The organism is Corallococcus exiguus (assembly GCF_009909105.1).
Taxonomy (GTDB): domain Bacteria; phylum Myxococcota; class Myxococcia; order Myxococcales; family Myxococcaceae; genus Corallococcus; species Corallococcus exiguus.
In genome coordinates this window covers 1,049,428-1,075,418 of record NZ_JAAAPK010000003.1, presented here as the reverse complement: position 1 = coordinate 1,075,418, position 25,991 = coordinate 1,049,428, and the positions used below count along the sequence as shown (strand labels likewise).

General features: G+C 68.8%; 26 protein-coding genes. 11 read left to right on the top strand and 15 right to left on the bottom strand.

The features are described 5' to 3' along the window. Window positions 1–282: 282 nt before the first annotated feature. A complete protein-coding gene (locus GTZ93_RS15850) occupies window positions 283–1,791 on the top strand; it encodes an aldehyde dehydrogenase family protein (protein WP_139915374.1) in 1,509 nt (502 codons plus the stop codon). Window positions 1,792–1,871: 80 nt separating this feature from the next. Continuing rightward, entirely contained in the window at window positions 1,872–3,557 is a 1,686-nt protein-coding gene (locus GTZ93_RS15845; RefSeq protein ID WP_139915373.1) for a hypothetical protein, read from the top strand. Here the strand turns inward: GTZ93_RS15845 and GTZ93_RS15840 are convergent, their stop codons facing one another. After that, window positions 3,558–4,412, bottom strand: coding sequence for a class I SAM-dependent methyltransferase (locus tag GTZ93_RS15840; protein ID WP_139915372.1), 855 nt, complete (start codon window positions 4,410–4,412; stop codon window positions 3,558–3,560). A 75-nt stretch (window positions 4,413–4,487) separates the two neighbouring features. On the opposite strand from GTZ93_RS15840, the gene GTZ93_RS15835 reads away from it, so the two are divergent. Next, window positions 4,488–4,919, top strand: coding sequence for a helix-turn-helix domain-containing protein (locus GTZ93_RS15835; RefSeq protein ID WP_139915371.1), 432 nt, complete (start codon window positions 4,488–4,490; stop codon window positions 4,917–4,919). A gap of 20 nt (window positions 4,920–4,939) precedes the next feature. Here GTZ93_RS15835 and GTZ93_RS15830 read toward each other — a convergent pair whose 3' ends face one another. Both GTZ93_RS15830 and GTZ93_RS15825 read right to left on the bottom strand, forming a co-directional pair. After that, complete coding sequence (locus GTZ93_RS15830; protein WP_139915370.1) at window positions 4,940–5,257, bottom strand: hypothetical protein; 318 nt, start codon at window positions 5,255–5,257, stop codon at window positions 4,940–4,942. Window positions 5,258–5,294: 37 nt separating this feature from the next. After that, entirely contained in the window at window positions 5,295–5,927 is a 633-nt protein-coding gene (locus GTZ93_RS15825) for a glutathione S-transferase N-terminal domain-containing protein (protein WP_139915369.1), read from the bottom strand. 184 nt (window positions 5,928–6,111) lie between these two features. On the opposite strand from GTZ93_RS15825, the gene GTZ93_RS15820 reads away from it, so the two are divergent. Beyond that, window positions 6,112–8,379, top strand: coding sequence for an Ig-like domain-containing protein (locus tag GTZ93_RS15820; protein WP_161662844.1), 2,268 nt, complete (start codon window positions 6,112–6,114; stop codon window positions 8,377–8,379). Between the two features lie 18 nt (window positions 8,380–8,397). On the opposite strand, the gene GTZ93_RS15815 is transcribed toward GTZ93_RS15820, so the two are convergent. Together GTZ93_RS15815 and GTZ93_RS15810 are read right to left on the bottom strand one after the other, a co-directional pair. Further along, a complete protein-coding gene (locus GTZ93_RS15815; RefSeq protein ID WP_139915367.1) occupies window positions 8,398–9,630 on the bottom strand; it encodes a serine hydrolase domain-containing protein in 1,233 nt (410 codons plus the stop codon). Window positions 9,631–9,722: 92 nt separating this feature from the next. Continuing rightward, window positions 9,723–10,631: a hypothetical protein gene (locus GTZ93_RS15810; RefSeq protein ID WP_139915366.1), complete on the bottom strand. Its 909-nt coding sequence runs from the start codon at window positions 10,629–10,631 to the stop codon at window positions 9,723–9,725. 349 nt (window positions 10,632–10,980) lie between these two features. Between GTZ93_RS15810 and GTZ93_RS15805 the strand changes: the two genes are divergently transcribed. Beyond that, a complete protein-coding gene (locus tag GTZ93_RS15805) occupies window positions 10,981–11,346 on the top strand; it encodes a hypothetical protein (protein WP_139915365.1) in 366 nt (121 codons plus the stop codon). A gap of 3 nt (window positions 11,347–11,349) precedes the next feature. Here GTZ93_RS15805 and GTZ93_RS15800 read toward each other — a convergent pair whose 3' ends face one another. Then, window positions 11,350–12,138: a helix-turn-helix domain-containing protein gene (locus tag GTZ93_RS15800; protein WP_139915364.1), complete on the bottom strand. Its 789-nt coding sequence runs from the start codon at window positions 12,136–12,138 to the stop codon at window positions 11,350–11,352. 77 nt (window positions 12,139–12,215) lie between these two features. On the opposite strand from GTZ93_RS15800, the gene GTZ93_RS15795 reads away from it, so the two are divergent. Together GTZ93_RS15795 and GTZ93_RS15790 are read left to right on the top strand one after the other, a co-directional pair. After that, on the top strand, window positions 12,216–12,707 hold the full coding sequence (locus GTZ93_RS15795) for an anthrone oxygenase family protein (RefSeq protein ID WP_139915363.1): 492 nt from the start codon (window positions 12,216–12,218) through the stop codon (window positions 12,705–12,707). An 83-nt stretch (window positions 12,708–12,790) separates the two neighbouring features. Continuing rightward, the gene (locus GTZ93_RS15790; protein ID WP_139915362.1) at window positions 12,791–14,326 is read left to right on the top strand and encodes a putative metal-binding motif-containing protein; all 1,536 of its coding nucleotides are present in this window, start codon (window positions 12,791–12,793) and stop codon (window positions 14,324–14,326) included. Window position 14,327: 1 nt separating this feature from the next. On the opposite strand, the gene GTZ93_RS15785 is transcribed toward GTZ93_RS15790, so the two are convergent. Further along, complete coding sequence (locus GTZ93_RS15785) at window positions 14,328–14,735, bottom strand: DUF3224 domain-containing protein (protein ID WP_139915361.1); 408 nt, start codon at window positions 14,733–14,735, stop codon at window positions 14,328–14,330. Between the two features lie 144 nt (window positions 14,736–14,879). Here GTZ93_RS15785 and GTZ93_RS15780 point away from each other — a divergent pair, with 144 nt between their 5' ends. Beyond that, entirely contained in the window at window positions 14,880–15,677 is a 798-nt protein-coding gene (locus tag GTZ93_RS15780; RefSeq protein WP_139915360.1) for an intradiol ring-cleavage dioxygenase, read from the top strand. Window positions 15,678–15,701: 24 nt separating this feature from the next. On the opposite strand, the gene GTZ93_RS15775 is transcribed toward GTZ93_RS15780, so the two are convergent. Further along, window positions 15,702–16,145 carry a DUF4437 domain-containing protein gene (locus GTZ93_RS15775; protein ID WP_139915359.1) on the bottom strand — a complete coding sequence of 148 codons (444 nt, stop codon included), beginning with the start codon at window positions 16,143–16,145 and terminating at the stop codon, window positions 15,702–15,704. A gap of 102 nt (window positions 16,146–16,247) precedes the next feature. Here GTZ93_RS15775 and GTZ93_RS15770 point away from each other — a divergent pair, with 102 nt between their 5' ends. Next, entirely contained in the window at window positions 16,248–17,171 is a 924-nt protein-coding gene (locus tag GTZ93_RS15770; RefSeq protein WP_139915358.1) for a LysR family transcriptional regulator, read from the top strand. Between the two features lie 27 nt (window positions 17,172–17,198). On the opposite strand, the gene GTZ93_RS15765 is transcribed toward GTZ93_RS15770, so the two are convergent. The 6 genes from GTZ93_RS15765 to GTZ93_RS15740 form a co-directional block, all read right to left on the bottom strand. After that, window positions 17,199–17,702 (bottom strand): nuclear transport factor 2 family protein, encoded by a 504-nt coding sequence (locus GTZ93_RS15765; RefSeq protein ID WP_121752523.1) that lies wholly within the window; start codon window positions 17,700–17,702, stop codon window positions 17,199–17,201. A 93-nt stretch (window positions 17,703–17,795) separates the two neighbouring features. Beyond that, complete coding sequence (locus GTZ93_RS15760) at window positions 17,796–18,380, bottom strand: hypothetical protein (protein WP_139915357.1); 585 nt, start codon at window positions 18,378–18,380, stop codon at window positions 17,796–17,798. Between the two features lie 109 nt (window positions 18,381–18,489). Next, the gene (locus tag GTZ93_RS15755) at window positions 18,490–19,248 is read right to left on the bottom strand and encodes an iron ABC transporter ATP-binding protein (protein WP_120579855.1); all 759 of its coding nucleotides are present in this window, start codon (window positions 19,246–19,248) and stop codon (window positions 18,490–18,492) included. Beyond that, complete coding sequence (locus GTZ93_RS15750; RefSeq protein ID WP_120579854.1) at window positions 19,245–20,216, bottom strand: iron chelate uptake ABC transporter family permease subunit; 972 nt, start codon at window positions 20,214–20,216, stop codon at window positions 19,245–19,247. Before GTZ93_RS15750 ends, GTZ93_RS15755 begins: the two co-directional genes overlap by 4 nt. Continuing rightward, the gene (locus GTZ93_RS15745; RefSeq protein ID WP_257978940.1) at window positions 20,206–21,297 is read right to left on the bottom strand and encodes an ABC transporter permease; all 1,092 of its coding nucleotides are present in this window, start codon (window positions 21,295–21,297) and stop codon (window positions 20,206–20,208) included. Before GTZ93_RS15745 ends, GTZ93_RS15750 begins: the two co-directional genes overlap by 11 nt. Beyond that, complete coding sequence (locus GTZ93_RS15740; RefSeq protein WP_139915356.1) at window positions 21,260–22,273, bottom strand: siderophore ABC transporter substrate-binding protein; 1,014 nt, start codon at window positions 22,271–22,273, stop codon at window positions 21,260–21,262. The genes GTZ93_RS15745 and GTZ93_RS15740 overlap by 38 nt, the downstream gene beginning before the upstream one ends. A gap of 162 nt (window positions 22,274–22,435) precedes the next feature. On the opposite strand from GTZ93_RS15740, the gene GTZ93_RS15735 reads away from it, so the two are divergent. Together GTZ93_RS15735 and GTZ93_RS15730 are read left to right on the top strand one after the other, a co-directional pair. Further along, window positions 22,436–24,025, top strand: a complete 1,590-nt coding sequence (locus GTZ93_RS15735; RefSeq protein ID WP_139915355.1) for a glycoside hydrolase family 43 protein — start codon at window positions 22,436–22,438, stop codon at window positions 24,023–24,025. 12 nt (window positions 24,026–24,037) lie between these two features. Further along, window positions 24,038–24,556, top strand: a complete 519-nt coding sequence (locus GTZ93_RS15730) for an SHOCT domain-containing protein (protein WP_139915354.1) — start codon at window positions 24,038–24,040, stop codon at window positions 24,554–24,556. A 19-nt stretch (window positions 24,557–24,575) separates the two neighbouring features. Here GTZ93_RS15730 and GTZ93_RS15725 read toward each other — a convergent pair whose 3' ends face one another. Further along, window positions 24,576–25,991, bottom strand: coding sequence for a PDZ domain-containing protein (locus GTZ93_RS15725; protein WP_139915353.1), 1,416 nt, complete (start codon window positions 25,989–25,991; stop codon window positions 24,576–24,578).

Sequence of the window (25,991 nt, the reverse complement as noted above, 5' to 3'; positions counted from 1 at the left end):
TGCCGCGAGCGTGGCTGCCCTCCGCACGCGTGGCAATCACTTGAATGGCGGCTGCAATTGTCCAGGGCGCATGCGTGACGCGCCGAGCCTTCAGCGGCGTCACGGATTCACAAAGCCCCCGTGCCGCTCGCCTTCAGGGCGCGCACATCCCGTCCGACGGGCCCTTGCCTGCCTCCCCAGACAGGCGGGGCGTGCATGACGATATTGCGCTCATGCCGCAGCTTGTCATGTGCCGGCGCTTCAATGGATTCAGCGCGCGTCAACGCGCGAGGAGGAGCACCCATGCTGGATACCGAACGTGTTGGCGAGCCCCTTCGTCATCTTGAAAGTCGCATCCTTCTGGCCGAGGCCCGGAGGGCGGTACCGGAAGCCTTCGACTCCCAGGGCCGGCTGCTCTCACCCGTCGCTGGGAAGTGGGTCCAGCCGCCTGCCTGGTTCAATGCCGTCTCGCCCATCGACGGCAGCGTCCTCGCGGAGTTGCCGCTGCTGGGCGCCGCCCAGGTCGCCACGGGAGTCGAGCAGGCCGCGGCGGAGTTCGCGCCCTGGGCGGCGCGTCGGCTCGATGACCGCGCCCGTGTCGTCGCGGAGGCGGTGGTGCTGCTTCATGCACACCGGGATCTGCTCGTCCGGATTCTCGCGTGGGACATCGGCAAGACGCTGCCCACGGCCTCCAACGACGTGGACCGGTGTCTCGCGGGCATCGCGTGGTACCTGGAGCAGATGGACCGGATGATCGATGGCCGCAAGCCGCTCGGCCTGGTCTCGAACATCGCCTCCTGGAACTATCCCTTCTCCGTCCTGCTGCTCAACGTGCTCGTGCAGTCGCTCGCGGGCAACTCGGTCATCGCGAAGATTCCGACCCAGGGTGGTGGCGTCTCACTCACGCTCGCCTTCGCGTTGCTGCGCCGCGCGGGTCTTCCCGTCTCGCTCGTGGGGGGCCGCGGGCGGGACCTCTCCGAGGCGCTCGTCGGCCATCCCCGCATCGCGGGCGTCGCCTTCATTGGCGGCCGCGCCAACGGTGGCGAGGTCCACCGTCGCCTGCGTGAAACGGACAAGCGCTACGCGTTGGAGATGGAGGGCGTGAACGCCTACGCCATCACGCACTTCACGGATTGGGACGGGCTTGGCGAACAGATTCGCAAGGGCTTCGACTTCGGCAAGCAGCGCTGCACCGCCTACACCCGCTGGGTCGTCGAGAAGTCGCTCGTCCCGAAGTTCGTCCGGACGTATGTCGATACCGTCTCCGCGTTGCGCGTCGGCAATCCGGTCCTGGGGGCGCACGTGGACTTCGGGCCGCTCATCTCCCCCAGCAAGGCCGAGGAGCTCCGCGCCCTCATCGCCGAGGCGGCGAAGCAGGGCACCCAGGTGCTGCATCAGGGGATGCTCGCGGAGGACGCCTTCACCGCGCGGCAGGAGCGGGGCGCGTACCTGCCGCCCGTCCTGCTCTTCGGCATCCCGCGAGACAGTGAGCTCTACCTGCGCGAACCCTTCGGCCCCGTCGACATCCTGGTGTCGGTGGACTCCGAAGAGGAGCTGCTGCGGGAGGCCAACGTCTCCAACGGCGCGCTCGTGGCCTCGGTGGCGACGGACGACCCGGAGCTCGCCCGGCGCATCGCCAAGCGGCTCCATGCCTTCAAAGTGGGCATCAACGCGCTGCGTTCGCGTGGCGACCGTGAGGAGTCCTTCGGCGGCAGGGGCGGCTCATGGGCAGGCGCCTTCGTCGGTGGCACCCACCTGGTGCGCGCCTTCACGGACGGCCCGCATCCCATGGAAGGCAACTGGCCCGCTTGAAGCGTTCACCCGCGCGTCAGTTCCAGGGGAACACGCGGCGTGGCAGCATGGTGCGACCTTGAGTCAAACGGGAGCGCACGATGCAGGCTTTGAGGAACGCGGGCACGGTGTTGCTTGTGCTCGCACTGGGCGGTGGGGCTTTCGCGGAGGAGGACGGAATCTGGTCGCCCAATGACCAGTTCCACGAGCCGAATGGGGATTGTGAGCTCGTGGCCGTCCTCCCCGCGCCCAAGGGCGCCTGGGGCGTGGTGGGGCACACCTGCAATCGATTGAACGGCGAGCCCGTGGGCAGCGTCGTGGTCATCGACGCCCAGGGCAAGCGCGCCACGTCGCCGGCTTCCGTGGCGCTCGAAGCCGCGTCCGACCGGGACCGCATGAAGGAGCTGGTGCAACTGCTTGCCGTGCCTTCCGGGGGCTACATCGCGACGTATCGCTCCCGCGACGAGAAGGCTCCCAGGGGCGAGAGTGGGCCCGCGCGCGTGGCCCATGAGCTCGTCCGCCACACGGCGGCGGGGGCGAGGGCCGACGCCTTCAACAGCAAGGTGCGCGAGGCGCTGCTCGACAAGGTGGGCGCCTCGTCGTTCATCATCACCGCGGAGGTGGATGCGAAGTCGAGGCTCATCGTCGCGGCGTCAACGCCAGACGAGACCTACCTGAAGCAGGTCCCCCTGTGGCTGCTGCGCTTCACCCCCGATGGCACCCTCGAACGCGCCGAGCGCTTCGACTCGGTCCTGAAGGAGCTCAGGCTGGGCTGGTATGTGTTGAAGCAGATCCGCGCCCGGGCCGACGGAGGCCTCTTCCTGAGCGGCCGGTTCCAACCGGAGGGGATTCGGTCCGAGGTTCCCGTGCTCGCCCTCAACGCGCAGTGGAAGCCTGAACCGCGCTTCAACACGCCTCTCATCTCCTGGGCGATGAAGGGGGAGGGCGGCATCGAGTTGAGCCTCATCGCCCCCCGTGCAGACGGCTCGGTCGTCGGGGTGGGAAGCGTTGTGCAGGGAGAGACGCGCGCGGACGTCATGCGACTGACGTCCGACGGGCGGCTCGACCCCACCTACAAGACCTTCCGGCAGGAGGGGGAATACCCCCAGGGCCGCTTCATGCGCGTGCCGCAGATGGGGCTCGGGCCGAACGGGAGCCTCGTGCTGGCCCAGAACAACATCCCCGCCGTGGATCCGCCGGAGGGCCCCTGGCGCGCTCCGGGCCTGGTGCGCTTGAAGGCGGACGGCTCGGTGGATGCGCGGTTCCAGAAGGGGCTCGGCGCGGGACTTCGCTACCGGAAGGCGGCGGCGGAAGTGAAGCGGAGTCCCGATTCCGCGGGCTTCCTCCGGATGGTGGCGGCGATGCCGGACGGGTCCGTGGTGGTGGATGGGCTCTTCGATGAGTTCGCGGGCCAGCCGGTGACACCGCCCATCCGGCTCGCGGCGGATGGCACCCGGGTGGCGGGATTCCAGGCGCGATTCGAAACGGTCCTTCCGCCGAAGAAGGAGGTCCCCAACGCGACGGCGAGTGCGTTCTTCCAGGCGGACGGCAAGACTCACTACGTCGAGTGCGCCCGGCCGGGAGAGATGACGGAGACGTTCCTCTACTGGACGAGTGGCGACATCTGGGGACACACCCCCTCGTGCGGGGTCCACCTCGGCGGGAGCATGGCCACACCCGCGGGGGCGTGGCAGCACTGCGATGCGCGGGTCCGCAGGGCCCAGGCCCAGGGGGCCACCTGCAAGGAGACGAAGGAAGCGCCGATGGGTCTCCGCCGCCGTCCGTGATCAGGGGCTCGCTGACGCCCTGGCCTCCACCTTCCAGCAGGCAGCGGTGTAGCGGACTTCCGCTCCGTGCACGAACGGCTCGAACGCGGCGCGGACCGTTTCGATGACGTGGGTGCGAGTCCGGTCGTCCGCGTCCTGGAGGACCCTGCTGAGGAGACCGAACCGGGTCAGGTAATTGACCAGCTCCTTCTCGGGCAGGGTGCAGGTGACATCGATGGGCTGGATGTCGATTCCGGCCCAGCCGCTCTCCTCCAGGATGCGGTGGACACGGTTCGAATCCGCGAAGGCGAACTGCCCTGGCGCGTCCGGCCGGCGTGCGGGGATGTTCGACACGAGCGGCGCCGCGGCGCGCTCGGCTGTTGTCATGAACGGATTCTCCGAAGGACTCCGCCACGCGATGGCCAGGAACTCGGCGTTATTCGTTGCGGCATGTCGCAGGTTCGCGAAGGCCCGGACGGGGTCCTCGAAGAACATGACGCCGAAGCGCGAGATGATCATGTCGAAGCTGGCGGGCTCGAAGGCGTGCAGCTGCGCGTTGGCTCGGATGAAGCGGGCAGGAGTGCCTTCCTGTTCAGCCCGGGCACGGGCGGCGGCGAGCATCGGCTCCGAGATGTCGATGCCGGTGCAGCGGCCTTTCGTGCCCAGCCGCCGCGCGACGGCGAGAGTCGTCCTGCCCGTACCGCAACCGACGTCGAGCACCTGGCGCGCGGAGCTTGCGACGACTGCTTCGGCGAGCAGGTCTTCGAACGGCTTGAACATCGCATCGAGCACCTCCTGGTTATCGGCCCAGGCGTGGCCGGCGGTGCCGTTCCACAGCTTCGTCTGCTCGTCCTCGGGCTGGCGCGTGTCGTCCATGGGTATCTCCTCTTGCTTGCCTTCAAGAACCAGAAGCCGCAGGGTGCCACTTCAAGTCGACTTGAGGTCAAGAGGATGACTGAATTGGACATCACGGAGGTGGCGAAGCGCTCCGGCGTTCCGGCCTCGACACTGCGCTTCTACGAGGAGCGGGGGCTGCTCGCCTCCATCGGCAGGCGGGGGCTGCGCCGTCTGTTCGGGCCCGAGGTGCTGGAGCGGCTGGCGCTGATAGCGATGGGGCGCGCCGCGGGCTTCACGCTTGATGAGATCGCGCTGATGTTCGCGCCGGACGGGCGGCCGCGAATCGACCGGAAGATGCTCGCGACCCAGGCGGAGAAGCTGGACAAGACGATCCGCGAGCTGAGCGCGATGCGCGACGGCCTGCGACACGCCGCGGCCTGCCCCGCGCCGAATCACATGGAGTGCCCCACCTTCCGCCGCCTCCTGCGAGGCGCTGCGTCAGGCGCTATGGGCGCGCGAAGGAAGAGGACACCACGGCGGACGTAACGCCATGACGGGCTCAGTCATCAACCAATGGAGATCTTGGAGACTTCGTTGAGAGGCAAGCCGCTGAGCTCCTCTAGAATCCAGTCGATGCGTTCGAGAAGCGAATCATTCTTCGGGTTGCCTGCCAGTGCGTCCCGCAGCTTCCGGAGTTCATCCATCACCTCCGGCAGGTCTATCACGTCGACAACAGGGCCATCCTCAAACAGGGGAACCCACTTGAGTCCAAGCTTCTCGGCCGTAGGGAGCCACAAGCCGTGGTACGCCCCTTGGGTGGCAACTGGAATGTAGAGTGAGTCCCTGTCCTTCGACTTGAACTTGATGAGGATGGCGACGGACATCAGTAGCTCTCTTGAAGGTGGTCCAGTCTGGGTGCTCTCAGACATCAAAGCGGAATGGGGTGGCGCTGGCGGATGGGCGCTGTGCGAACTGCTGGCAGAAGCGGTTCAGCGTTTCATAGGAGGCCGTGGGTAGGACGTCCCGGAACTCCAGATGGGTCACGAGGCAGAAGAGCGTGACCTCCAGGTAGCTCAGGTCCCGCTCGGGCGGGAGGGCGGCCAGCGCGGCGCTCGCGTTCTCCTCCAACCACGCCATCATGTTGAGCAAGGACTCACGGAGCTTGCGTGCGTGGGTCGTGCCCTCTCCGGCGCCAGCCATCTTCTCCATGACCAGCGTGACCTCCGTCGCCATGGCTTGCAGGGTGAGTTCCTGCATGTTCGCCAGCAGGGGTACGTCCAGGTCCTCCGGCCACACCACCCGGAGCCTGGGATTCGACCGCCGCCACAGCTCACGAGAGACATTGAGCGCGCCGAACCAGACACCTTGAGATGTCTTCAGGACGGGGATCCGGAGCGCGGGGTTGCCGCCATAATCCGCGGGGTCCGTGGACAGGAGGTCCCGCACCACCTGAAACGAATGGTCGATGCGCAGCTCCGCCGCGAAGAGCCGGGCAATGCGCGTGAAATGCGAGCTTGAACGGCCGATGATGACAGGCTTTTCGAGCGTGGCCATGGGGTCCCTCCGGTCGGATGGTGTGGCAGGCTACCGCACCGCGGGCCGGCGGACCCCGAATCCATTGCACTGCCTGTCAGGATGGAGCCGGCTTCTCCGTGACTCCCTCTCGCGACAATCTACCTGCGAGGAGGGATGCGGTAGAGTGCCGCGCCGCCACGCGCAGCCGAGGGGGAAATCCATCATGGAAGGTCTTGGAGAGTCGGGCTCGACGGCCCGGCGTCAGCGATTGCACTTCATCCATCAAGCGCGCCCCTGGTTGGCGCTCATCCTGACCCTCGCGGTCAGTGCCTGCGGCGAAGGCTCGACCTCCACCGACACCGTGGCGTCCATCGTCATCCGCGGTGCGCCCGCCGAAGCCCTCATCCCGGGTGAAAGCGTGCAGCTCACCGCGACTCCGAAGGACGCGGCCGGCGCCACCGTGGACAAGCCCGTGGCCTGGACTTCCAGCAACAAGGCCGTCGCGCAGGTGAGTGCCCAGGGGCAGGTGCTCGCGGTGAGCGTGGGGGAGGCAGCCATCTCCGCCACGAGCGAACGCGCCAACACCACCGTCATGGTCCGGGTGTCGAACCCACCGCAGCCCGAGGACACGTTGGCGTCCGTCCTCGTGAGCGGCGTGCCCGCCGAGCCGCTCGCCACCGGAGAGAGCGCGCAGCTCACCGCCACGCCGAAGGACGCATCCGGAGCCACGCTGGATCGGCCGGTGACCTGGAGCTCCAGCAGCAGTGAAATCGCGGAAGTGAATGCCCAGGGCCTGGTTCGGGCCGTGAGCGCGGGGGATGCGTCCATCTCCGCCACGAGCGGGCGGCATACCACCACGGTCGCGGTGCGGGTGAAGGCGCTCCAGGTCGCGTCCGTGACGCTCGGGGGCGTGCCCTCCGGACCGGTGATGACCGGCACCACGGTGCAACTCTCCGCCATTCCGAAGGATGTGCACGGGACCCCGCTCACCGACCGCGTCGTCACCTGGAGTTCGAGCGACACGACCCGTGCCCAGGTGAGCGTCTCCGGCCTGGTGACGGCGCTGAAGCCAGGGCAGGTGCTCATCACCGCGACCAGCGAGGCGCAGAGCGCCTACGCGGCCCTGGCCCTCCAGTCCCCAGACATCGCATCGGTCTCGGTGCTGGCTGACTCCCCCGGGCTCTACGTGGGCCAGGAGGTCCAGCTCCAGGCGGTCCTGAGGAACAGCAGCGGCAGCGTGGTGACGGGACGCACGGTGACATGGAAGAGCTCGGATGCCTCCCGGGCGGTGGTGGACGCGAACGGTAAGGTCCTGGGCGTGGGCGTGGGCGCGGTGACCCTCACCGCCACCTGCGAGAGCGCCTCGGGCACCGCCAACCTGCGTGTGATCGCCAGGCCCTCGGCCTCGTGGCGCCAGACGGCGGAGTGGGCCACCTTCCAGGGCACGGCCCGGCACACCGGCGCGGTTGAGGCGACGTTGGATCCGTCCGCCTTCCGCTCGCTGTGGTCGCGCCAACTGGGCGTGGGCTCCGGCGCGCTGAACCCTGTCACCGAGGGCGACGGCAGGGTCTTCGCCTCCAGTTACAGCTATTTCAGCACCAATCAGCAGCTCTCCGCGCTCGATGCGCGCACAGGCGAGCCGCTGTGGACCTACAACTTCAACCGCATCCACTCGGCCCACCCCCCCGCCTACAGCGACGGGGCGGTCTATCTCACCACTGGAGGACACGAAGACTCGTTCCTCTATGCGTTCGATGCCGCCACCGGCGAGGTCCGGTTCCGTGGCGCGTACGGCAATCAGTGGTCGCGCTACTACGCTCCCGTCGTCATGGACGGGACTGTGTTCATGGCCGGCGGCTACTACGGAGGCATGTATGCCTTCAACGTCTCCGGCGGGGAACACCAGTGGTTCACGCAGACCAGCCAGTACGATGAGTGGACGCCCGCCGTGGAGGGCAACCAGGTGTTCGCCTACACCGAGCCGCGGTTGCAGGTGGTGGATGCCCTCACGGGCACCATGTCCTATGAGATCGCGGACCCCGGCTTCCAGTGGACGGGGTGGAGCATGAACACGGCGCCGGTGCTGGGCGGCGCCCAGAACGTCCTCGCCATCCAGGGCAGCCGGTTGCTGTCCTTCGATCTGGAGAACAGGACGGTAGGCTGGACTCGGAAGGCCAGCTTCACGGGAACGGTCACCGTCGCGGAGGGGGTGTTGTATGTGTTCAACAACCGGGCCGTGGAAGCACGGTCGGAGGCGGATGGTGCCTTGCTGTGGACCTGGATTCCGCCGGAGGGCGAGCCCCGGTGGACGACCCTCGTGACCGACAACCTGCTCTTCGTCAGCACGTCGTCGAACACCTACGCGGTGGACCTCACCGCCCGGGTGCAGATGTGGAAGTACCCTGCCGGCGGCCGTCTCGCGCTGGGCAAGGACGGCATCCTCTTCATCGCGCAGGACAACGGCACCCTGGCAGCCATCGCGGTGAAGTAGGACGTCCGTGGGGCCCCCTCAAGGTCGGGAGGGCCCCGCCAGGGCCGCCATGATGATCCGCACTGCGATGTCCGGCTGGTCCCCTCCCATGTGGAGCGTGTTGACCGAATAGATGAGGCGCCGGCGCAAATCCCGCGTGGCGCCCATCCCGTTGTTGTAGCCGTGCCGGTCGCCCGTCTTGCCCCAGAAGATGACGCCGTCGATGTCGTGGCGCCTGAGGCCCGCGCTGTAGGTGGCGCGACCGCCTCCCGCGGCGGGCAGGTCCGGGACGGTGAACAGCTCCTCCTGCTGCTTGCGCGGCAGCAGCCGGCCCTGGAAGAGCGCGACGAGGAAGCGGTCCAGGTCCTCGGCGGTGGAGATCATCTCTCCGGCGGCCCAGGGCACGGATTGGCTGGCCTCGGTGACGTCCACCAGGCAGCGCTCGCCGTAGGCGATGGCTCCCGCCGGGCAGCCTGTCTCGTCCGGCGCAACCTCTTCGTAGCCACGCGTGTGGCGCCCGGGAAGGGTCACGTCGCTGCCGGGCACGAAGGTGTCCCGCAGGTGCAGCGGACGCAGGATGCGCTCGCGCACCGCGTCCCCGTAGGGTCGGCCCGTCACCTGTTCGATGAGCAGCCCCGCAACGAGGTAGCCGATGTTGCCGTACTCCTGCTGCGTGCCCGGCGCGAAGCGGGGGCCCTGGGGGAGCGTCAGGGAGAGGAGCTCCCGGGGGCTGAAGCGCCGGAAGCGGTTCTCGAAGAACCAGTCAGGGTCCTTCTGCGGCACCGGCACGCCGGGCAGTCCGTGGGTGAAGTTGAGCAGCTGGCGCACGGTGATGGGCGCGTAGACGCCCGCGGGCAGCAGGCGCGGCAGGTAGTCCTGGACGGGCCGGTCCAGGTCCACGCGCCCCTCGGCTGCGAGCTGCAGCACGACGATGGCCGTGAACGTCTTCGTCATGCTGCCAATGCGGAAGTGCGCGTCCGCGGGCACCGGGGCGCCGGTGCGGATGTCGGCCACGCCGGACGTGCCCAGCCAGCGCCCGTCCGCGCCGCTCACCCGGACCAGCGCGCCGGTCACCTCCGCGTTCGGCAGTCCCGAGATGGCCTGTCGCAGCGCCTCGCGGTTCAGGGGCGGCAGGGGCGACCTCGCCGCCTCCAGCTCCTGTTCGCCCACCTCCAGCGCGGCACCGGCCGGTGCCTCCGGCCCGCAGGCGGGGGCCGTGAAGCTCGCGAGCAATGCCATACCCAGCCGCAGTCCGCGGTGCAGGACAGCCATGTTCCATCTCCTGTGAGGGAAGGGCCGGCGCTTTCCGGCCGGCGGATGGAACACCGGTGACCCCGGGCGGTGTCACCGGGCAGGGCGGAACTTCAATCCACCGCCACGTACAGCTCGCCGTCCCGACCGATGGCGCCGGGGGCGAGCGACCATCCCTGGCCCTCCTGCAGGAGGTAGAGCGTGCGCTTTCCCTCCGGTGAGCGCGCCGCCCCGATGAGCAGGTACCGGCGTGTCCGTTTCGCTCCGGTGAGCGTCAGCACGTCGTGCTTCACGCTCCAGGTGCCCTGGTCGTCCTCGGAGCCGAACTTCATCGCGCCCACCTGTCCGGACGCGCCCCCGAACTTGTATTGGAACTCGCGATTGGCGCCGAAGGTGTAGTCGATGCTGTAGGAGACCGCCGTCATGGTGGAGCCGCCGGTATAGGCGTTGACCCACTGGGCCGCGGAGCTGGTGCCGTAGCGGGAGTGGCCCACCACCTCCGTGTCGTCCACCAGCGGCAGTCCCACGGGGCTCCCTCGCACGCCTTTCAGCGCTTCCTCCACCCGGGCGTAGGACGTGTTCCAGGAGAACGAGGCTGACATGGCCTCACCCAGGCCCCCGGGCGTCATGAAGCTTTGGATGAACACCAGCGGCTCCAGGCGGTCGCCCGCCTCCACCAGATAGAGGCTCACGCGGAAGCTCCGGTCGTTGTTCTTCGCGCGCACCTCCGCCGCGGTGAAGAAGGCGCGGGCCCCGTTGGACATGAAGCGCCGCATCACCAGCGGGTTCTGCGGCACGCGGTTCCAATCCGCGCCAATGCGCTCCTGCCACACCTTCGCGAGCCGGTCCTCGGCGTCATCGAGCCCGGGCAGGGCCGGCAGCCGGAGCACCTCCACCCCCAGGGTGTCGCCCCGGTCGTCCCACTCGAGGATGAATCGTCCGTCCTCCTGGGTCTTCCACCCCTGGGGCGCGTCGAACGCGAAGCCGCCGGGTTCGCCCGGGCTGCCGCGCGCCCGGTTCACCGCGCCTGGAGTTCCGGGCGTGTCGCTGTCTGCTGTCTCCGGCGAAGAGCCCCAGGGCCATGAGCCCCAGGGTGCCGGTGCAGCAGAAGGCGCAGGCGCCTCCGACCACGAGGAGGATCCAGACGAGGGGGCTCTTGGGACGGGCCATGGTGGGTGCCTGGGAAGGAGTGCGGGGCCGCGAGGGACGTTCGGGTGGATGCGCCGGTCATCCGCTTCTACGCCCAGCGGGCCCGATCTCCCCACGCCCCCCAGCGTGTGGATTTAACCGCGTTTAATCCCAGCAGTTCCGCGGGGTGCGTAGGGTGTCCGCCACCTGCCGCGATGGCGGGCCTGCATGAGGGGGCAATCCATGTCGAGACACGTCGTGCGTTCGCTGTGCCTGGGTTCCGTGATGGCGTTGGCTTCCGCCTGTGGCGGAGCGATGGACGAGGCCGGCCCGGAGGAGGCGCTCGGGTCCGCTGAGCAGGCCGTCTGTCCGCAGGGAACAGCGGTCGCCGGGTGCCTGGACTTCCCGTCGGGTGGCTTCTCCGACGCGAGTTGTCCCGGGGGCATCAAGTGGAGCTATTGGGACTGCACGCAGTACAAGGCCGGCTCCGGGAGCAGCGTCCAGTGGTACCGCGCCAACTGCGGCCCGACGCAGTACTACATCTGCGGGGGCACCTACACGACGCCTCCGAACACGAACCCGCCAGCTTGCAAGAAGACCTGCTCGTAGGCGTCAGCGTCCCGCGCGCCGCAGGACGGCGGGCGTGAGCCCCGTCACCCGGCGGAACACCGTGGTGAAGTGACTCTGGGAGCTGAAGCCGACCGCGAGCGCGATGTCTCCGAGGGAGCGGGTCGTGTGGCTCAACAGGCTGCGCGCCCGCTCCACCCTCCGCTGCTGCACGTAGGCGTGCGGCGTCATGCCCATGGACTGCCTGAAGGCGCGGGTGAAGTAGAAGACGCTCAGCCCCGCGCGCCGGGCCAGCTCGCCCACCTGGATCCTCCGCGCGAGGTGCGCTTCGACGAAGAGCCGCACGCGGTGGAGCGCTGCCGCGGAGAGGCCTCCGCGCCTCCGCGCCGCTCGCGTCCCCCCGGGTTCCTGGAGCAACTTCGCCATGCGGGTGGCATGGCGGTCCTGCACCTTCCTCGCCTCGCCCAGGAAGCGGGCGATGACCTTCAACTCCGCGTCCGGCAGCGGCGCCATCAGCTGCAAGCCATCCGCCTGGAGGGGACCCCAGAGGGTTTCAATCCATTCGCGCGCATGCCCGGTGAGCGCGAGCTTCCTGTTGCTTCCCGAGCCCTCCCGCTGGACGTAGCCGGCGAGCTCCAATCGCTCCACATCGGCGCCTCGTGCGACCGCGCTCAGGGGCGCGGGGCCTCCGAAGTGCAGCTGCGCCAGACACGTCAGTTCCGCGCGGCCGAGCGCGAGCACCTCTCCCACGGCGGAGTCGAACTCCGCGGAGGCTTCCTGGAAGCGGACGATGTCGGCGCCAATCTGGGCGAGGAGTGCGTGCCGGGGGCTCATGGAAAACACCGCAGGATTGAGAAAAACAGCACAAGGGCGCGAAAGACGCTCGTGGGCACGGGACGCATGCTGGCCCCATGATGAACCTGAAGCCCTCCGCGGCGGAAATCCTGTTGTGGCTCTTCGTGCTCAACCTGGGCGTCGCGTTCGGCGCGGGGCTCTATGAGCACCGCATCTCGCTCCCCCGGTGGCTCGACGTCACGGGCGGGCACTGGTCCTCGGAGGCGGCGCGCCAGGATGACGTGGGGCGGCGCTTCTGGGGTGTTGTCACCACGGGTCCGCTGACGCTGCTCACACTGGCCAGTCTCTATTTCGCCACGAGGGCCACGGGTCCGCTGCGCTCCTGGTGGCTCGCGGCCGCGCTGGTGGTGCTCGTGGACCGGGTGCTGACCTTCTCGTACTTCATCCCCACGATGGTCCGACTGATGCAATCGCCTGACACTCCGGCGGCCGTGGAGACCGCGACCCGGTGGGTTCGGATGAACCATCTCCGTCATGCGCTCGCGGGAGGCGCATGGTTCGCGGCCCTTCAAGCCCTTTCATGGCTCCGGGTGAAGGGAGGCGCGTGACGTGTGCGCCAATGAAATGGATTAGGCTTCGCCCCGGGTGGGTTGAGTGACGGCTCGCCGAAGAGGGGATGATGGAAGTGCGGATGCGTTGGGCAAGGCTTTGGGCGGTGGTGTTCGCGGTGGGGGTGCTGGGTGGATGTGAGGATGCGGATCCGCCAGTGAATCCGGTTCCGGATGCGGGGACCGTTGATTCGGGGACCGGTGATGCGGGGACCGCGGAGGATGGCGGCACGCAGACGGATGCCGGCACCGACGCGGGCTCCTTGGGAGAACCTCCTCCCTGTGAGCGGACGCAAGGCATCTGTGTGGGGGCCCGGCGCGCCCTGGTGGACGGAGCCTACGAGCCGGTATGCACCGCTACCTCGTATGGTGCTGACTATGAGGCCACGGAGACGCGCTGCGATGGCCTGGACAACGACTGCGATGGGGTGACGGACCCACCGTCCTGGTCCCAGGTCGCGCCGCTGGAAGCACCTCCGCATGCAGGCCGGATCAGCAGCCTCCGGGTGCCCGACGGTGTCCTGGCGGTGGTCTTCGACCGCATGGCGGTGGCGCGTGTCATCCGGATGGACACCGCGATGATGCCCCTGAGCGTCGTGGACGCGCGAGTGGAGGTATTGGACGACTCCCTCGCGCTCGACTCGGTGAGCACCCGGTTGTTGCGCACGTCCAAGGGCTCCGCGCTGTACTACTCATCGGCGGGACCGGGGCACGACCATACGCAGGGCCGACTCATCCTGCTGGATGCGAAGGGCCGTCCCGTGCCCCCGGATGGCGCGCCGGAGGTGGGCGTGCTCCTCTTCGACCAGCCCGTGGGGGACCGGGCCACCGCGGCGGCCGTGTCGGCGGACGGGTCGCGGGTCTTCGCGGCCTGGCGGGATGCCTCCCAATACGTCACCGGCGGCCGTGAGCTGTGGGGCACGCTCACGGAGCTGGACGGTGAATCCGTGGTGGCTCCCCGAGTCCTGATGCGGGCGCTCGCCGAGGACAAGCTCCTCTACGGCGTGGAGGTGATGGGGTTGCGGGATGGAGGCTTCCTGGTCCTGGCCCAGGAGATGAAGCAAGGCGCCTCCGAGGGACTGCTGCGGCTCCAGCGCTTCGACAGCGGCCTGCAACCCGTGGGTGATGAGCGGACCTTCTCCGCGCAGGCGAATCCAGCGACCCGACTCGTGGACCTGGGCGCGGCGGCGGGCGATGCCTTGGCGTCTCCGGCCATCGTGCTGCGCGGTGCACAGGGCAGTGAGCGCGTGCTGAGGGTCCTGGGGAACCTCTTCGGCGAAGGGACCTCGCGCACCCTGGCCGTGACGACGCCTGGGGAGGATCCCTGGTTCGGGACCGCGGTGACGTCCCGGGGGATCGAGGCGGCGTGGCTCTCCGTCTCCTCGGCCCCGCAGGGCGGCGATTCCTGGTTCGGCTTTCGGGGTCGGTTCTGGGCCCTGGGGAAGGCAGGCGTCCCGGCGGACCTGACCTCCGGGCCCGAATACCTGCCCCTCAACCAGTTCTCGCAGTGGGTCATGCTGGAAGAGCTTCCGGACCGCTGGATGGGGGCGCTCGTGATGACCTCCACCGAAAGCCCCCTGGCTCACACCCTCCAGGCGGTCCGCTACTGCGCACCGTGAGTCACGGCGCGTCCGGCAGGGTGTACTGGAAGTCGTAGGAGTGCTTCCCGCCCGGCGCGATGTCGATGGTCATCGAACCGGCGAGCCCCGTGAGCTCGCCGGTTCCAGAGTCCGGCACCACGGAGATGACGAGGTGGGGCGCACCGCGCGTCATCACCCCGAAGTGCTGGAGCGCGAAGGTGCCGGCGCGGCCGTCCAGCGTCCCGTTGACGCGCTCCATGGCCACGTACCCCGCGGACCCCTCCACAGGCGTCCGCACCGCGATCATCTGTCCCTGGCTCGTGGCCTCCAGCGCACCGTGATAGCGCTTGTCGAGCATCATCCGGCCCGGGGCCGCGTCCACCGCGCCCGCCTCCGGGGCCATGGGGGTGAGCTTGACGTCGAAAGGTCCGTTCACGCGCTTCGTCATGGGTGTCTGCTCCCTTGCCTGGTGGCCGGACAGATACGCCAGGAGCCTCGCGCCTGGATTGCAAAAACGCGTCACCCCCGGCGCCTTAGGACTCGCTTAAGACATTGGGCCTACCGTCACGGTCACTCCAAGGGGGCAAGGCGCATGAGTGACGACGAGCGGAATCACCACCACGGACTCCAGCAGGACCTGCGGGTCATGGCGACGCGCACGGACCGGCGGGAGCTGCTGCGCTGGATGGCCTTCACCAGCCTCATTCCCATCATCGGCTGCGGAGGGCCGGACTCCAGCGGCAGCGGGGACACGTCGGGCTGCGCGAGGATTCCGGAGGAGACGGCCGGTCCCTATCCCGGTGACGGCTCCAACGGAGCCAACGCCCTGGTGCTGTCGGGCATCGTCCGGAGCGACATCCGCTCCAGCATCGCGAACGCGAGCGGCGTCGCGGCGGGCATCCCGCTCACCATCACCCTCACGCTGGTCGGCAGCGACGACAGCTGCACGCCGCTCCGGGGCTATGCCATCTACCTGTGGCACTGCGACCAGGCGGGGCGGTACTCCATGTACTCGTCGGGCGTCACCCACGAGAACTACCTGCGCGGGGTGCAGGTGACGGACGAGGAGGGCAAGGTGACCTTCACCAGCATCTTCCCCGCCTGCTACAGCGGCCGCTGGCCGCACATCCACTTCGAAATCTACCCCTCGGTGGAGGCCACCTCCTCCTCGCGCAACAAGGTGGCCACGTCCCAGTTGGCCCTGCCGGAGGACGTCTGTGACACCGTCTACGCGACGTCTGGCTATTCGCAGAGCGTCCGCAACCTCAGCCAGATTTCGCTCTCCAGCGACAACGTGTTCAGCGACGGCGCGTCCACGCAGCTGGCGACCGTGACGGGCAACACCTCGGATGGCTATGCCGCGTCCCTGGTCGTGGGCATCAAGGTTTGACGCGTTTCCGGGCCCGCGGGGCGGCTACTTCGCCTTGGCGGGTGCGAAGTCGAAGGGCTTGTCCTGGGCGATGAGCATCACGCACTCGGCGTCCGGCGCGCACTGGTTGCGGTGCACCACCTTGCCGGGCTGGTCCCAGGTGCTGCCGGCCTCCACGGCGCCCGCTTCGGCGGCGCCCTCGCTGGTGTTCGTCATGCGGCCCTTCACCAGCACGCCGTGGTAGCCGGCGGAGTGGGTGTGCGGCCCGGAGTCGAACCCGGCGGGGAACTTCATCAGCAGGGCATACGGGCCCTTCTTCATGTCGCCCCAGAGCACGTGCACGGACGGGCCGCCCGGCATCATCTCCGTCCAGGTGAGCTTGTCATAGGCGGTCTGCTGGAACGCGGCGGACTCCTTGCCCTTGGCGGCGGCGAAGGTGAACGCGGAGACGACGGCGACGGCGGCGACGAGCTTGGGCAGGGTCTTCACGGGAAGCACTCCTCGGTGGAAGGAAACGCCAGGGAGGATGGCTTCGGGGCATCCCTGCGAAAATACCCGATTCCGCAGGGCACCTCTGCGAAAGTGCAGGCCATGCCCGAATGGAGCGACCTGCGGCACTTCCTGGCCATCGCGAGGGAGGGGAACCTCTCCGCGGCGGCGCGGCGATTGAAGGTGGACCAGACCACGGTGGGCCGGCGCCTGGCCGTGCTGGAGAAGGAGCTGGGGGCACGGCTCTTCGACCGGACTCCCACGGGTCTGCGTCCCACGGCGGTAGCGCTGCGCATTCGCCCGGCCGCGGAGGCGGTGGAGGCGGAGGCGCTGCGAGTGGAGCGGCTCGCCAGCGGCGAGGACCTGCGTCCCTCCGGACCGGTGACCGTCACCGCGACGGACTCCTTCCTGGTCCACAACGTGATGCCGTGGCTGGCCGCGTTCCAGGAGCGCCATCCGGAAATCGAGTTGCAGCTGCTCTCCGGTTACGAATCCCTGTCGCTGGTGCGGCGCGAGGCGGACGTGGCCATCAGGCTGGTCCGGCCGCAAGAGGCGTCGCTGCGGGCCCGGAAGGTGGCTGCCATTGGTGTCGTGCCGTTCGCGTCGAAGGCCTATCTCTCCCGCCGGGGGCCGGTGCGTTTCGACACGGGGCTCCAGGGGCACTCGGTGGTGGGGTACGCGCAGGACTCGCGGCGCTGGCCGGAGTCGAAGTGGCTGGACGTGCACGCGGCGAAGGCCACGGTGGCGCTGCGGCTGACGTCCATCCTGGGGCTGCTCCAGGCCGCGCGCGAGGGCCTGGGCGTGGCGCTGCTGCCGGCGTTCTTCGGCCACCTGCATCCGGAGTTGGTGCCTCTGCGTGACGCCCTGCCGGAGTTGGAGCGGACGGTGTGGCTGGTGTTCCACGAGGACCTGGCCCACAACGTCCGGGTGCGCGCGGTAGTGGACTTCCTGGCGGAGACCATCGGGAAGCAGGCGGAGGCGCTCGCGAAGCCTCCGGCCAGGTCCCGGAAGAAGCGCGCCCGGTGACGGGGCCGCGTCACCGCACGCCCGGAGTCACGGCGTGCCGAGCCGCTTGCCCCGGGCGAACTCCAGGCCCAGCAGGTTGCCGCGGTGGTGGATGGGATCCAGCGTGACCTTCTGGATGCGCCAGCCCTCCGCGGCCGTCTTCACCACTTCATGCGTATAGCGTCCCACCAGGGTCCACTCCTGGGGAAAACCATCCATGGTGAAGAAGTGGGACACCTCCGCGTAGGCGTGCACCGTGCCGCGCGTGGGGCTGGTGAACTCCGTGCGCACCGTGTTGGCCGTGGCGTGCTGTACGCGGGTGAAGCACTCCAGCGCCTTGTTGCCGAACTGCGCCAGCACGGCGCGCGGCGCGGTGGAGGGCGGCACGCCCATGAAGCGGGAGTAGTCCGACGTCACCTCCGGAGCGAAGACCCGCTCCCACCGGGTCCAGTCGCCCGTGTCCTTGCCATGGTCGATGGCCTGCCCGTACTCGGCCACCAGCTCCTGCACGGCAATCCAATCCAGCGTGTACTCCAGGTTCTTCTCGCGCATCTCCGTCTGCCTTTCTGGAAGAGGGGATGCACAGGCTTTCACCCTCCGTGGAGTCGGAGCAAGCCGAGGATGCGCCGCTCAGAGGGGAGGGCGTCACGGCTCCGAAACGGTGATGCCCATGCCCCTGGGCGTGTCGGACAGTCCGATCACTTTCGCCCGGGCGCTCGCTTTCCACTCCAGCTCGACCGTGCCGGGGGTGGCGTCCGGCTGCACCTGGACGGTCAGGTTCGTGGCCCACTTACACGATGCTCCCAGCTCGCAGGTCTCATCCAGGATCACGACGGTCCGCGCCACCACGTCCTCCCCCGTCTTCAGCACGACGGGCTGCGTGGGCACGGCCGGGTCGGGGCTGGCCTTGGACAGCGAGACGCGCATCCACGGCAGCGCTGTCCGCGAGGGGTCCGCTGGCGTCCACCGCGCCTTCACCTGCACCGTCAGCTCCACCTGGGCCTTCTTCGATGGTGGCTCCGACGCCGTGACCTTCACGGTGATGGGGCGCGTGAGAGTGGGCGCCTCGGTCGTGAGGGTCAGGGGCGCGCTCGTGTGGGGCTCGGAGACGATGTCCTCGAAGCTGTTCCTGGACGTCGCCACGACGCTGGCGCATGCGAACAGCAGGAGCAGCCGCGAGGCCCAACGACGCAGGCCGGGATTCGGAGAGGCTTCGCGGGAGAGGGACATGGTGCCCGGGCCCTTGAGCAAGCCCGATGCCAGGATGTCCCAGAGGGAACCTCTGTCCGGATCCGCCGTCCTTTCGAACCGGGCGCGACACGCGTGTCACATCCTGGAGTCAGCGGTAGTGGACCGCGATGCGCTTTCCATCGAGCAGGTGGATGTCGATGTCCATGTCGTAGATATCGCGGAGCACGGCGGGGCGCATCAGCTCCTCCGGCGTCCCCTGGAAGGCGACCTTCCCGGCGCGCATGGCGATGACGTGGTCGGAGTAGCAGGAGGCGTAGTTGAGGTCGTGCAGCACCAGCACCACGCACTTGCCCAGCGCGTCCGCCGCGCGCCGCAGCTCCTTCATCATGGCCACGGCGTGTTTCATGTCCAGGCTGTTGAGGGGCTCGTCCAGGAGCACGTAGTGGGTGTCCTGGCACAGCACCATGGCCACGAAGGCGCGCTGGCGCTGGCCTCCGGACAGCTCGTCCAGGAAGCGGTTCGCGAGCGGCTCCAGGCCCAGGTGGTGGAGCGCCCCCTCCACGAAGGCGCGGTCCTCCACCGTGGGGCGGCCCTTGGAGTGCGGATAGCGGCCGAACGTCACCAGGTCGCGCACGGTGAGCCGCGAGGTGACGGCGTTGTCCTGCCGCAGGATGGCCAGCCTTCGCGCCAGCGCGTCGCCGGGCGTGCGGACCACGTCCATGCCGTCCACCAGCACCGTGCCGGAGGACAGTGGCAACAGGCGGCTCACCATGGACAGCAGGGTGGACTTGCCGGCGCCGTTGGGCCCGATGATGGACGTCACGCCCGTCTCCGGGAACTGGAGCGTGACGTCGTCCACCACCACGGTGTCTCCGTAGCGGCGGGACACGTTCCGGGCTTCGATCATCGCAGCACGCCTCGCATCAACAGGGTGATGAACATCAGGCCGCCCAGGAACTCGATGATGACGCGCAGGTTGGCGCCAAAGGAGAAGACGCGCTCCAGCACGAGCTGACCGCCCAGAAGGCCAATCACGGCCAGGAACACGGCGGCCGGCAGCACGTGGACGTGCCGGTGCGAGCGCACCAGCCCGTGCGCCAGGTTCGCCACCAGCAGCCCGAAGAAGGTCACCGGCCCCACCAGCGCCGTGGACACCGACACCAGCACCGCCACCACCGCCAGGAGCCGCGACACCGTGCGCCGGTGGTCCACGCCCAGGTTGATGGCCACGTCGCGCCCCAGGTTCAGCACGTCGCAGGTGCGCATCAGGCTGAAGCCCAGGACGGACGCGCCCAGGGTCATCAGCGCGGAGACGATGAGCAGGTCCGGGTCCGGGTTGTTGAAGCTGGCGAAGAAGCGGTCCTGCAGGAAGTCGAACTCGCCCGGCGCAATGAGGCGCTGGAGGAAGCTGGACAGGCTGCGGAACAGCACGCCCAGCACCACGCCCGTGAGCAGCAGCAGGTGCACGCTGCGCCGGCCGCCCTCGAACAGCCAGCGGTGCAGCACGGCGGAGAAGACCACCATGATGGCGACCTCCACCGTGAAGAGCAGCCGGCTGTCCAGGCTCGCCATGGTGCGCGAGCCCAGGAAGAAGAGCAGGCTTGTCTGCAGGAGCAGGTAGAGCGTGTCGAAGCCCATGATGGCGGGCGTCAGGACGCGGTTCTCCACCACGGTCTGGAACAGCACCGTGGAGACGGCGATGGCGTAGCCCACCAGCAGCACCGTGGCGACCTTGCGCGCGCGGAACGGCAGCACGAAGTCCCACTTGCCGCCCGCGTCCACGGTCATGAACACCACCACGCAGAACGCGGCCAGGCCCCCCAAGAGGAGCAGCCGCCGCTCATGGCCCTCCAGGCGCAGCGCGCTAGCCGACACGGTCGTCCCTCCGCAAGAGCAGGTGGAGGAAGAGGAGGCTGCCCACCACGCCCGCCACGGTGCCCACGGGAATCTCATAGGGCTGGCGCACCACCCGCCCCACGATGTCGCACAGGAGCACGAAGCCCGCGCCCAGCACCGCCACCCACGGGATGGAGCGGCGCGCGTTGTCACCCACGATGAGGCTGACGACGTTGGGCACCACGAGCCCGATGAAGGGAATCATCCCCACGGTGGCCACCACCACCGCGGTGACCATGGCCACGATGGCCAGCCCCAGCGCCATGATGCGCGGGTGGCTCAGGCCCAGGTTGGTGGTGAAGGCCTCGCCCATGCCCGCGACGGTGAAGCGGTCCGCGACGACGTAGGCGATGACGGTCAGCACGAAGGCGCCCCAGAGCAGCTCGTAACGGCCGCGCAGCACGCTGGAGAAGTCGCCCGTGGTCCAGGCCATCAGCGATTGCAGCAGGGAGAAGCGGTAGGCGAAGAACGTCGTCGCCGCGTCGAAGATGGCGCCCAGCACCAGCCCCACGACGGGCACGACGAGCGCCGAGCGCAGCGGAATCCGCCGGAGGATGAACAGGAACAACGCCGTGCCCGCCATGGCGAAGCAGGCGGCGACCGCCGTCCTGGCGAGGATGGGGAGGCCGGGGGCGAGCAGCGTGACGGCGAGCAGGCCCAGGCTCGCGGACTCCGCCGTGCCCGCCGTGAAGGGCTCCACGAAGCGGTTGCGCGCGAGCATCTGCATGATGAGGCCCGCGACGGCCAGGGACATGCCCGCCAGCAGCAGGGCCAGCGTGCGCGGCACCCGGCTGATGACCAGCACCTGCACGGCGCGCTGGTTCTCCGACGGCGCCAGCAGCGCTTCCCACGACACGTGGCTCACGCCAATCAGCAGGCTGATGCCCGCGAGCACCAGCACCCCGAGCACGGCCACGGCGAGCAGGGGCAGGGGAGCGCCCTTCGCGCCGCTCATGGGCAGCGGCTCGGAGCGCGCGCTGGCCTCGTGGGAGGCCACGGAGGCGCGCGGCGCGAAGCCCGGCTCAGGGAGCGGAGGGCTGTCGGGGCTTCGCGTAGACATCGGAGATCTGCTCCATCAGGCGCCGCAGGGACTGGATGCCGCCGCCGATGAGGTAGGTGTTCGCCGGCTCCAGGTACACGACCTGCCCCTGCTTCCAGGCCGTCGTCTGGTGCACCAGCTCGTTGTCCAGCAGCCGCTGCGCGCCGCCGCCCTCGCCAATGGCCGCGTCCCGGTCGATGACGAACAGCCAGTCCGGGTTGGTCTCCAGGATGAACTCCGAACCCACGGCCTCTCCGTGCAGCGACGCCTTGAGCGACGGCGCCGCGGGCGGGATGCCGAAGGTGTCGTGCAGCACGCCGAAGCGCGAGCCCGGGCCATACGCGCTCATCCGTCCTCCAGACGTCAGCACGATGAGCCCCTTGCCCCGGCTGGCGGTGGTGCCCTTCAGCGTCGCGATGGACTGTTTCAGCGCCTCCACCAGGGTGCGCGCCTGTTCCTCCTTGCCGAAGACGGTCGCCAGTCGCTGCGTGTTGCCCACCACGGTGTCCACGAAGTGCGCGTCGTCCGTGGTCTGGTCGATGGTGGGCACCATGGCGGCGAGCTTCGTGTACCGGGCGCTGGAGCGGCCGCCGGTGATGACCAGGTCGGGCCGGGCGGCGTGCAGGGCCTCGTAGTCGGGCTCGAAGAGCGTCCCGTAGCGCGGGTACTTCTTCGCGTCCGCGTACTTCGCCAGCTGGCCGGGGAAGTACTCACCCGCCACGCCCTGAACGTCCACCCCCAGCGCGTCCAGCGTGTCCAGCGCCGCCAGGTCGAACACCACGACCTGCTTCGGGTGCTCGGCCACGACGGTGCTGCCCTGCGCGTGGGCAATGGTCCGGCCCGCTCCCGGAGCAGGGGCCGCCGCCGCGCCTTCCGAGGGCACGGGATCCGGGGCCGGAGCTCGCGGGCCCCGTGCGAAGAAGACCGCGAGAGCGATGACCGCGACCCCGATGAGGGCCACGAGGAGGGTGGGGAACCGCCGGGGAGTGGTGCTCACGGGAAAGGCAATCCAGAGAAAAGTGATATCAAATGAAATTGATATTCATTATCGAAGTTGCGGATATAGCGGATCGCCGCCGGACGGTCAAAACCCATCGGCCTTGCGCGGCCCGGGCCTTCCCTGGAAGCTTGGATTTCAAGACTTCCATGGAGAGGCCTCATGAAGCCCGTCCGAGCCGTCCTGCTGCTGTCCCTCCTCACCACGACCTTCGCCGGGAGTGCCCTCGCGCAGGACAACTCGCGCACGCTGCTCATGCAGTGGCTGGCGGATCCGGACGTCTACAAGGAGAACGACGACCTGTTCTTCCTCACCGGCACGGGCAACGGGGTGCTGCTGCCGCTGTATGAGTCCAACGACCTGACGACGTTCCGCTTCAAGCGCGACTACAACCCGTCCGCGACGGATCCCACGTACGACTACTGCTTCCTGTGGGCGCCGGACCTGAGCAAGGTGGGCAGCGTCTACCAGCTCCACTTCTCCGGGCACCGGGTGCCCAACGGCGCGGCGTGTCCTCCGGCGGGCCAGGAGGTGACGACCTTCGTCGCCACGGCGCCGGATTTGAACCTGGTCTTCGGCGTGCCCCAGCCCATCAACGCCAACACCACCTGGCCGCGCACCACCACCGGCACGGCGTGCCTGCCGCAGGGGTGCAACCGGAACATCCGCATCGACTCGGCGACGTTCAACGACGGCGCGGACCGCTGGCTCTTCTATGTCTGGTTCCAGAACGGCAACAACATCTCGTCGTTCAAGCTGGCGGCGCCTGGCACCGTCTACAACCACGCGGGCCCGGCGGTGTTCGCGACGCCGGCCTACGAAGAGGGCATCAACGAGGCGCCGGAGCTCTTCAAGCGCGACGGGCGCTACTACATGGTCTTCAGCGGCGGTTGGTACAACAGCCAGTACGCCATGTACTACGTGATGGCGGACTCCATCCCGGAGCTCACGCGGGCGCGGGCGGTGCGGCGGATGTCCCTGCCGCTGAAGAACTCCGCGGGCCGACTGGTGCAGTCCCACGGCCACAACGTCATCGTCGAGCGGCGGGGCGAGTACTTCAACATCTTCCACCAGGGCGCCTTCGACAGCGCGGGCAACCTCACGTCGCGCAGCACGTACAAGCAGCGCGTCGCGTTCAAGCCGGATGGGGCGATGACGTCCCTCAACCAGGTGAACGTGCGCTGGAACCGGCTCGCGGGGTACAGCTACTCGCTGGACGTCGTGCTGAAGAATGGTTCGGTGGTGGGGCCGTGCACGTCGGTGGTGCTGCTGGGGCAGTCCAACAAGACGGTGTTCGACGGCGTGTGCCGCAGCGCCGGGGACCGCGTGGTGACGAAGGGGGAGATCGCCGCGTTCCGCCTCTTCTATTCCAACAACAACGTCTGGGGGCCGTCCGTGGAGAAGGCCTATGACGGCATCTCCGACGACGTGTCCCTGGAGCTGCCCGGCGGCGTCACGCCCTTCGTGGACCTGGAGTGGAGCGAGGAGGAGACGCTGGCGCAGTACTCCATCGACGTGCAGCGGCGGGACACGGGCGCTTGGATTGGCCCGTGCATTGGCGTGGGCGCCGTGAACAAGAGCCTGGCCTGGACCTACCAGGGGCGATGCGACACGCCGGGCATCAACGTGCCGTTCTCCAACATCCAGGCCTTCCGCGTCTGCTCCGCGGTGAATGGCGACTGGGCCCATGCGCGCTGCGGCGCCGCCGCGTACGACGGGCGGGCCCTGCACTCGCGCATCAACATCCCCTAGGCTGGAAGCCCCATGTTCGACGCCATCACCTCCGACCCCGCGCTCCTCGTCCTCCTCATCGTCGTGGCGGGAGGGCTGGGCGTGGCGTTCGGACCGAAGGGGGGGCTGCTGGGGCTGCTGGGCGCCGCGCTGGATCGCACTGAGTTGGAGAACGGAAGGGCCGGCGAGGCCACGGTGCTGGAGGTGCGGGACACCGCGATCCGCATCGACAAGCGCCCGGTCCTCCAACTGCTCCTGGAGGTTCACATCCCCGGCCGTGCTCCCTATCAGGCGCGGGTGAGCAAGCGGCTGCCGCCTCATTCGAGCACGGCCACCTGGGGGCCGGGGCTTCGGGTCCAGGTGATGGTGGACCCGATGAAGCCCCAGCGCGTCGTCATCACCGGCTTCGCGATGGCCGCCCCGGCCAGCCCGCCATCGCCCCCGGTGGATCCGGTCCGGGCAATGGAGGACCTGAAGCGCATGGCCGATGGCGGCCTCATCACCGAGCGCGAGTACGAGGAGAAGAAGGCGGAGATCCTCGGCCGCTTGTAGCGTCCGTGAAAGCGCCGGACTAGTCGTAGCCGCACATGAAGACGGAGAAGTGGGAGCTGCCCCTCACCTTGTAGTGGAGCTTCCGGAATCCCGTGTGCGCGGCCTCGATGGCGGGATGGGCCAGGATCCACTTCATCGTGGTGGGCACGTCGTCACAGGGCTCGCTGAACGTGTCGTTGAGTTCCTCCAGGAAGGCGGAGGCCCTCGCGTTGGTCTCGAGCGCCTCCCGGCGCAGACCCTCCACCTGCGCCCGGGTGCGGATCTCCCGCGTCAGCGGCTCGCTGAGCCAGGTGCTTCCGTCGGAGAAGCGCACGTCCAGCGCGAGCCGCGCGGTGCGCCTCGCCGTCGTATCCAGCGTGACCTGGAGCGGCAGGCCGGGTTCGTGGGCGTTCTTCCCCATGGGAACTGGCGTCAGCCGCCGGAGCACCTGGCCCTGGGCATCCAGCTCCACGAGGGTCGCCTCGGTGGGGCGGGGGACGAGCTGGTGCGCGAACACCTTCATCCGGAGCGGGGTCGTGTCTCCCACGAGGAAGTCCTTGGGCTCCTCCAGGACCAGCGGCGGTTGGGCCGGCCCAGGCTGGGAATGGAGATCGTCACAGCGCACGGTCAGCTTCACGTTGAAGTCGTGCTCCGCGGGAGGCAGTCCCTTGCAGGCCAGCTTGACGTGCAGGGTCTGCTGCAAGGCGGTGGGGGCGCCTTCACAGCGGAGCACCTGCTGCATGGGCCAGAGCGGCGGGGCCAACTGGATGGGGCCTCCCGCCTTGGTGGCATCCTCGGGCCGCAGCGTGAGGTTCACGTTCCCCGCGGCGCTGCTCAGCTCCATCTTCTCCAGGCTGTCGCCACAGGAGTGCCGCAGCTCGATGCTCGGATGGAGCCAGAGGGGCGTGGCGCCGCCGCCGTCGATGCCGCTGAGCTTTCCCTTCATCACGTAGGCGGTGGTGTTCTGGCGGGCTTCGACCTGGGGCCGCCGCATGGCCTCCACGGCGAACTGCACGAGCCGCTGCTGGTAGCGGCTGGCCTGGTCTGGGGTCAGGCGCGCCTGCTGCGCGTCCGTGAGCGGCACGACCGGGAACGGGTTGTCGGGGAGGGGCTCCCGGCTCTTGAGGATGAGCTGGTCGGAGCCCCGCTTCGTCTCCACCCGGAGCCAGAGGGTCTCGGCGGGCTGGGGCGTCAGCGCGTCCTGCAGGTTGGTGGCGTCGAGCTGGGGCAGGGGCACCCGGGTGAAGCCCCTGGGCGGCTGGGTGATGCCTGTCACCTTCATGCCCTTCTGGAGGCCCGCCTCGGCGGCGACGCTCTTGGGCTCCACCCGGGTGACGGTGACCGTCTCACCATCCGACCGGGCGGAGTAGCCCGCGGACTTCATCGTGACGGTGAATGGCGCCGCCGCGAACAGCCAAGCGCCAGCGAACGCGGACAGCAGCGAGGCGAGGAACAT

Bases quoted from the DNA above. Each gene is read 5' to 3' on its own strand.
- GTZ93_RS15850 (WP_139915374.1), top strand. From the start codon at position 283: ATGCTGGATACCGAACGTGTTGGCGAGCCCCTTCGTCATCTTGAAAGT.
- GTZ93_RS15845 (WP_139915373.1), top strand. From the start codon at position 1,872: ATGCAGGCTTTGAGGAACGCGGGCACGGTGTTGCTTGTGCTCGCACTG.
- GTZ93_RS15840 (WP_139915372.1), bottom strand. From the start codon at position 4,412: ATGGACGACACGCGCCAGCCCGAGGACGAGCAGACGAAGCTGTGGAAC.
- GTZ93_RS15835 (WP_139915371.1), top strand. From the start codon at position 4,488: ATGACTGAATTGGACATCACGGAGGTGGCGAAGCGCTCCGGCGTTCCG.
- GTZ93_RS15830 (WP_139915370.1), bottom strand. From the start codon at position 5,257: ATGTCCGTCGCCATCCTCATCAAGTTCAAGTCGAAGGACAGGGACTCA.
- GTZ93_RS15825 (WP_139915369.1), bottom strand. From the start codon at position 5,927: ATGGCCACGCTCGAAAAGCCTGTCATCATCGGCCGTTCAAGCTCGCAT.
- GTZ93_RS15820 (WP_161662844.1), top strand. From the start codon at position 6,112: ATGGAAGGTCTTGGAGAGTCGGGCTCGACGGCCCGGCGTCAGCGATTG.
- GTZ93_RS15815 (WP_139915367.1), bottom strand. From the start codon at position 9,630: ATGGCTGTCCTGCACCGCGGACTGCGGCTGGGTATGGCATTGCTCGCG.
- GTZ93_RS15805 (WP_139915365.1), top strand. From the start codon at position 10,981: ATGTCGAGACACGTCGTGCGTTCGCTGTGCCTGGGTTCCGTGATGGCG.
- GTZ93_RS15800 (WP_139915364.1), bottom strand. From the start codon at position 12,138: ATGAGCCCCCGGCACGCACTCCTCGCCCAGATTGGCGCCGACATCGTC.
- GTZ93_RS15795 (WP_139915363.1), top strand. From the start codon at position 12,216: ATGATGAACCTGAAGCCCTCCGCGGCGGAAATCCTGTTGTGGCTCTTC.
- GTZ93_RS15790 (WP_139915362.1), top strand. From the start codon at position 12,791: ATGCGTTGGGCAAGGCTTTGGGCGGTGGTGTTCGCGGTGGGGGTGCTG.
- GTZ93_RS15785 (WP_139915361.1), bottom strand. From the start codon at position 14,735: ATGACGAAGCGCGTGAACGGACCTTTCGACGTCAAGCTCACCCCCATG.
- GTZ93_RS15780 (WP_139915360.1), top strand. From the start codon at position 14,880: ATGAGTGACGACGAGCGGAATCACCACCACGGACTCCAGCAGGACCTG.
- GTZ93_RS15770 (WP_139915358.1), top strand. From the start codon at position 16,248: ATGCCCGAATGGAGCGACCTGCGGCACTTCCTGGCCATCGCGAGGGAG.
- GTZ93_RS15765 (WP_121752523.1), bottom strand. From the start codon at position 17,702: ATGCGCGAGAAGAACCTGGAGTACACGCTGGATTGGATTGCCGTGCAG.
- GTZ93_RS15760 (WP_139915357.1), bottom strand. From the start codon at position 18,380: ATGTCCCTCTCCCGCGAAGCCTCTCCGAATCCCGGCCTGCGTCGTTGG.
- GTZ93_RS15755 (WP_120579855.1), bottom strand. From the start codon at position 19,248: ATGATCGAAGCCCGGAACGTGTCCCGCCGCTACGGAGACACCGTGGTG.
- GTZ93_RS15745 (WP_257978940.1), bottom strand. From the start codon at position 21,297: ATGTCTACGCGAAGCCCCGACAGCCCTCCGCTCCCTGAGCCGGGCTTC.
- GTZ93_RS15735 (WP_139915355.1), top strand. From the start codon at position 22,436: ATGAAGCCCGTCCGAGCCGTCCTGCTGCTGTCCCTCCTCACCACGACC.
- GTZ93_RS15730 (WP_139915354.1), top strand. From the start codon at position 24,038: ATGTTCGACGCCATCACCTCCGACCCCGCGCTCCTCGTCCTCCTCATC.
- GTZ93_RS15725 (WP_139915353.1), bottom strand. From the start codon at position 25,991: ATGTTCCTCGCCTCGCTGCTGTCCGCGTTCGCTGGCGCTTGGCTGTTC.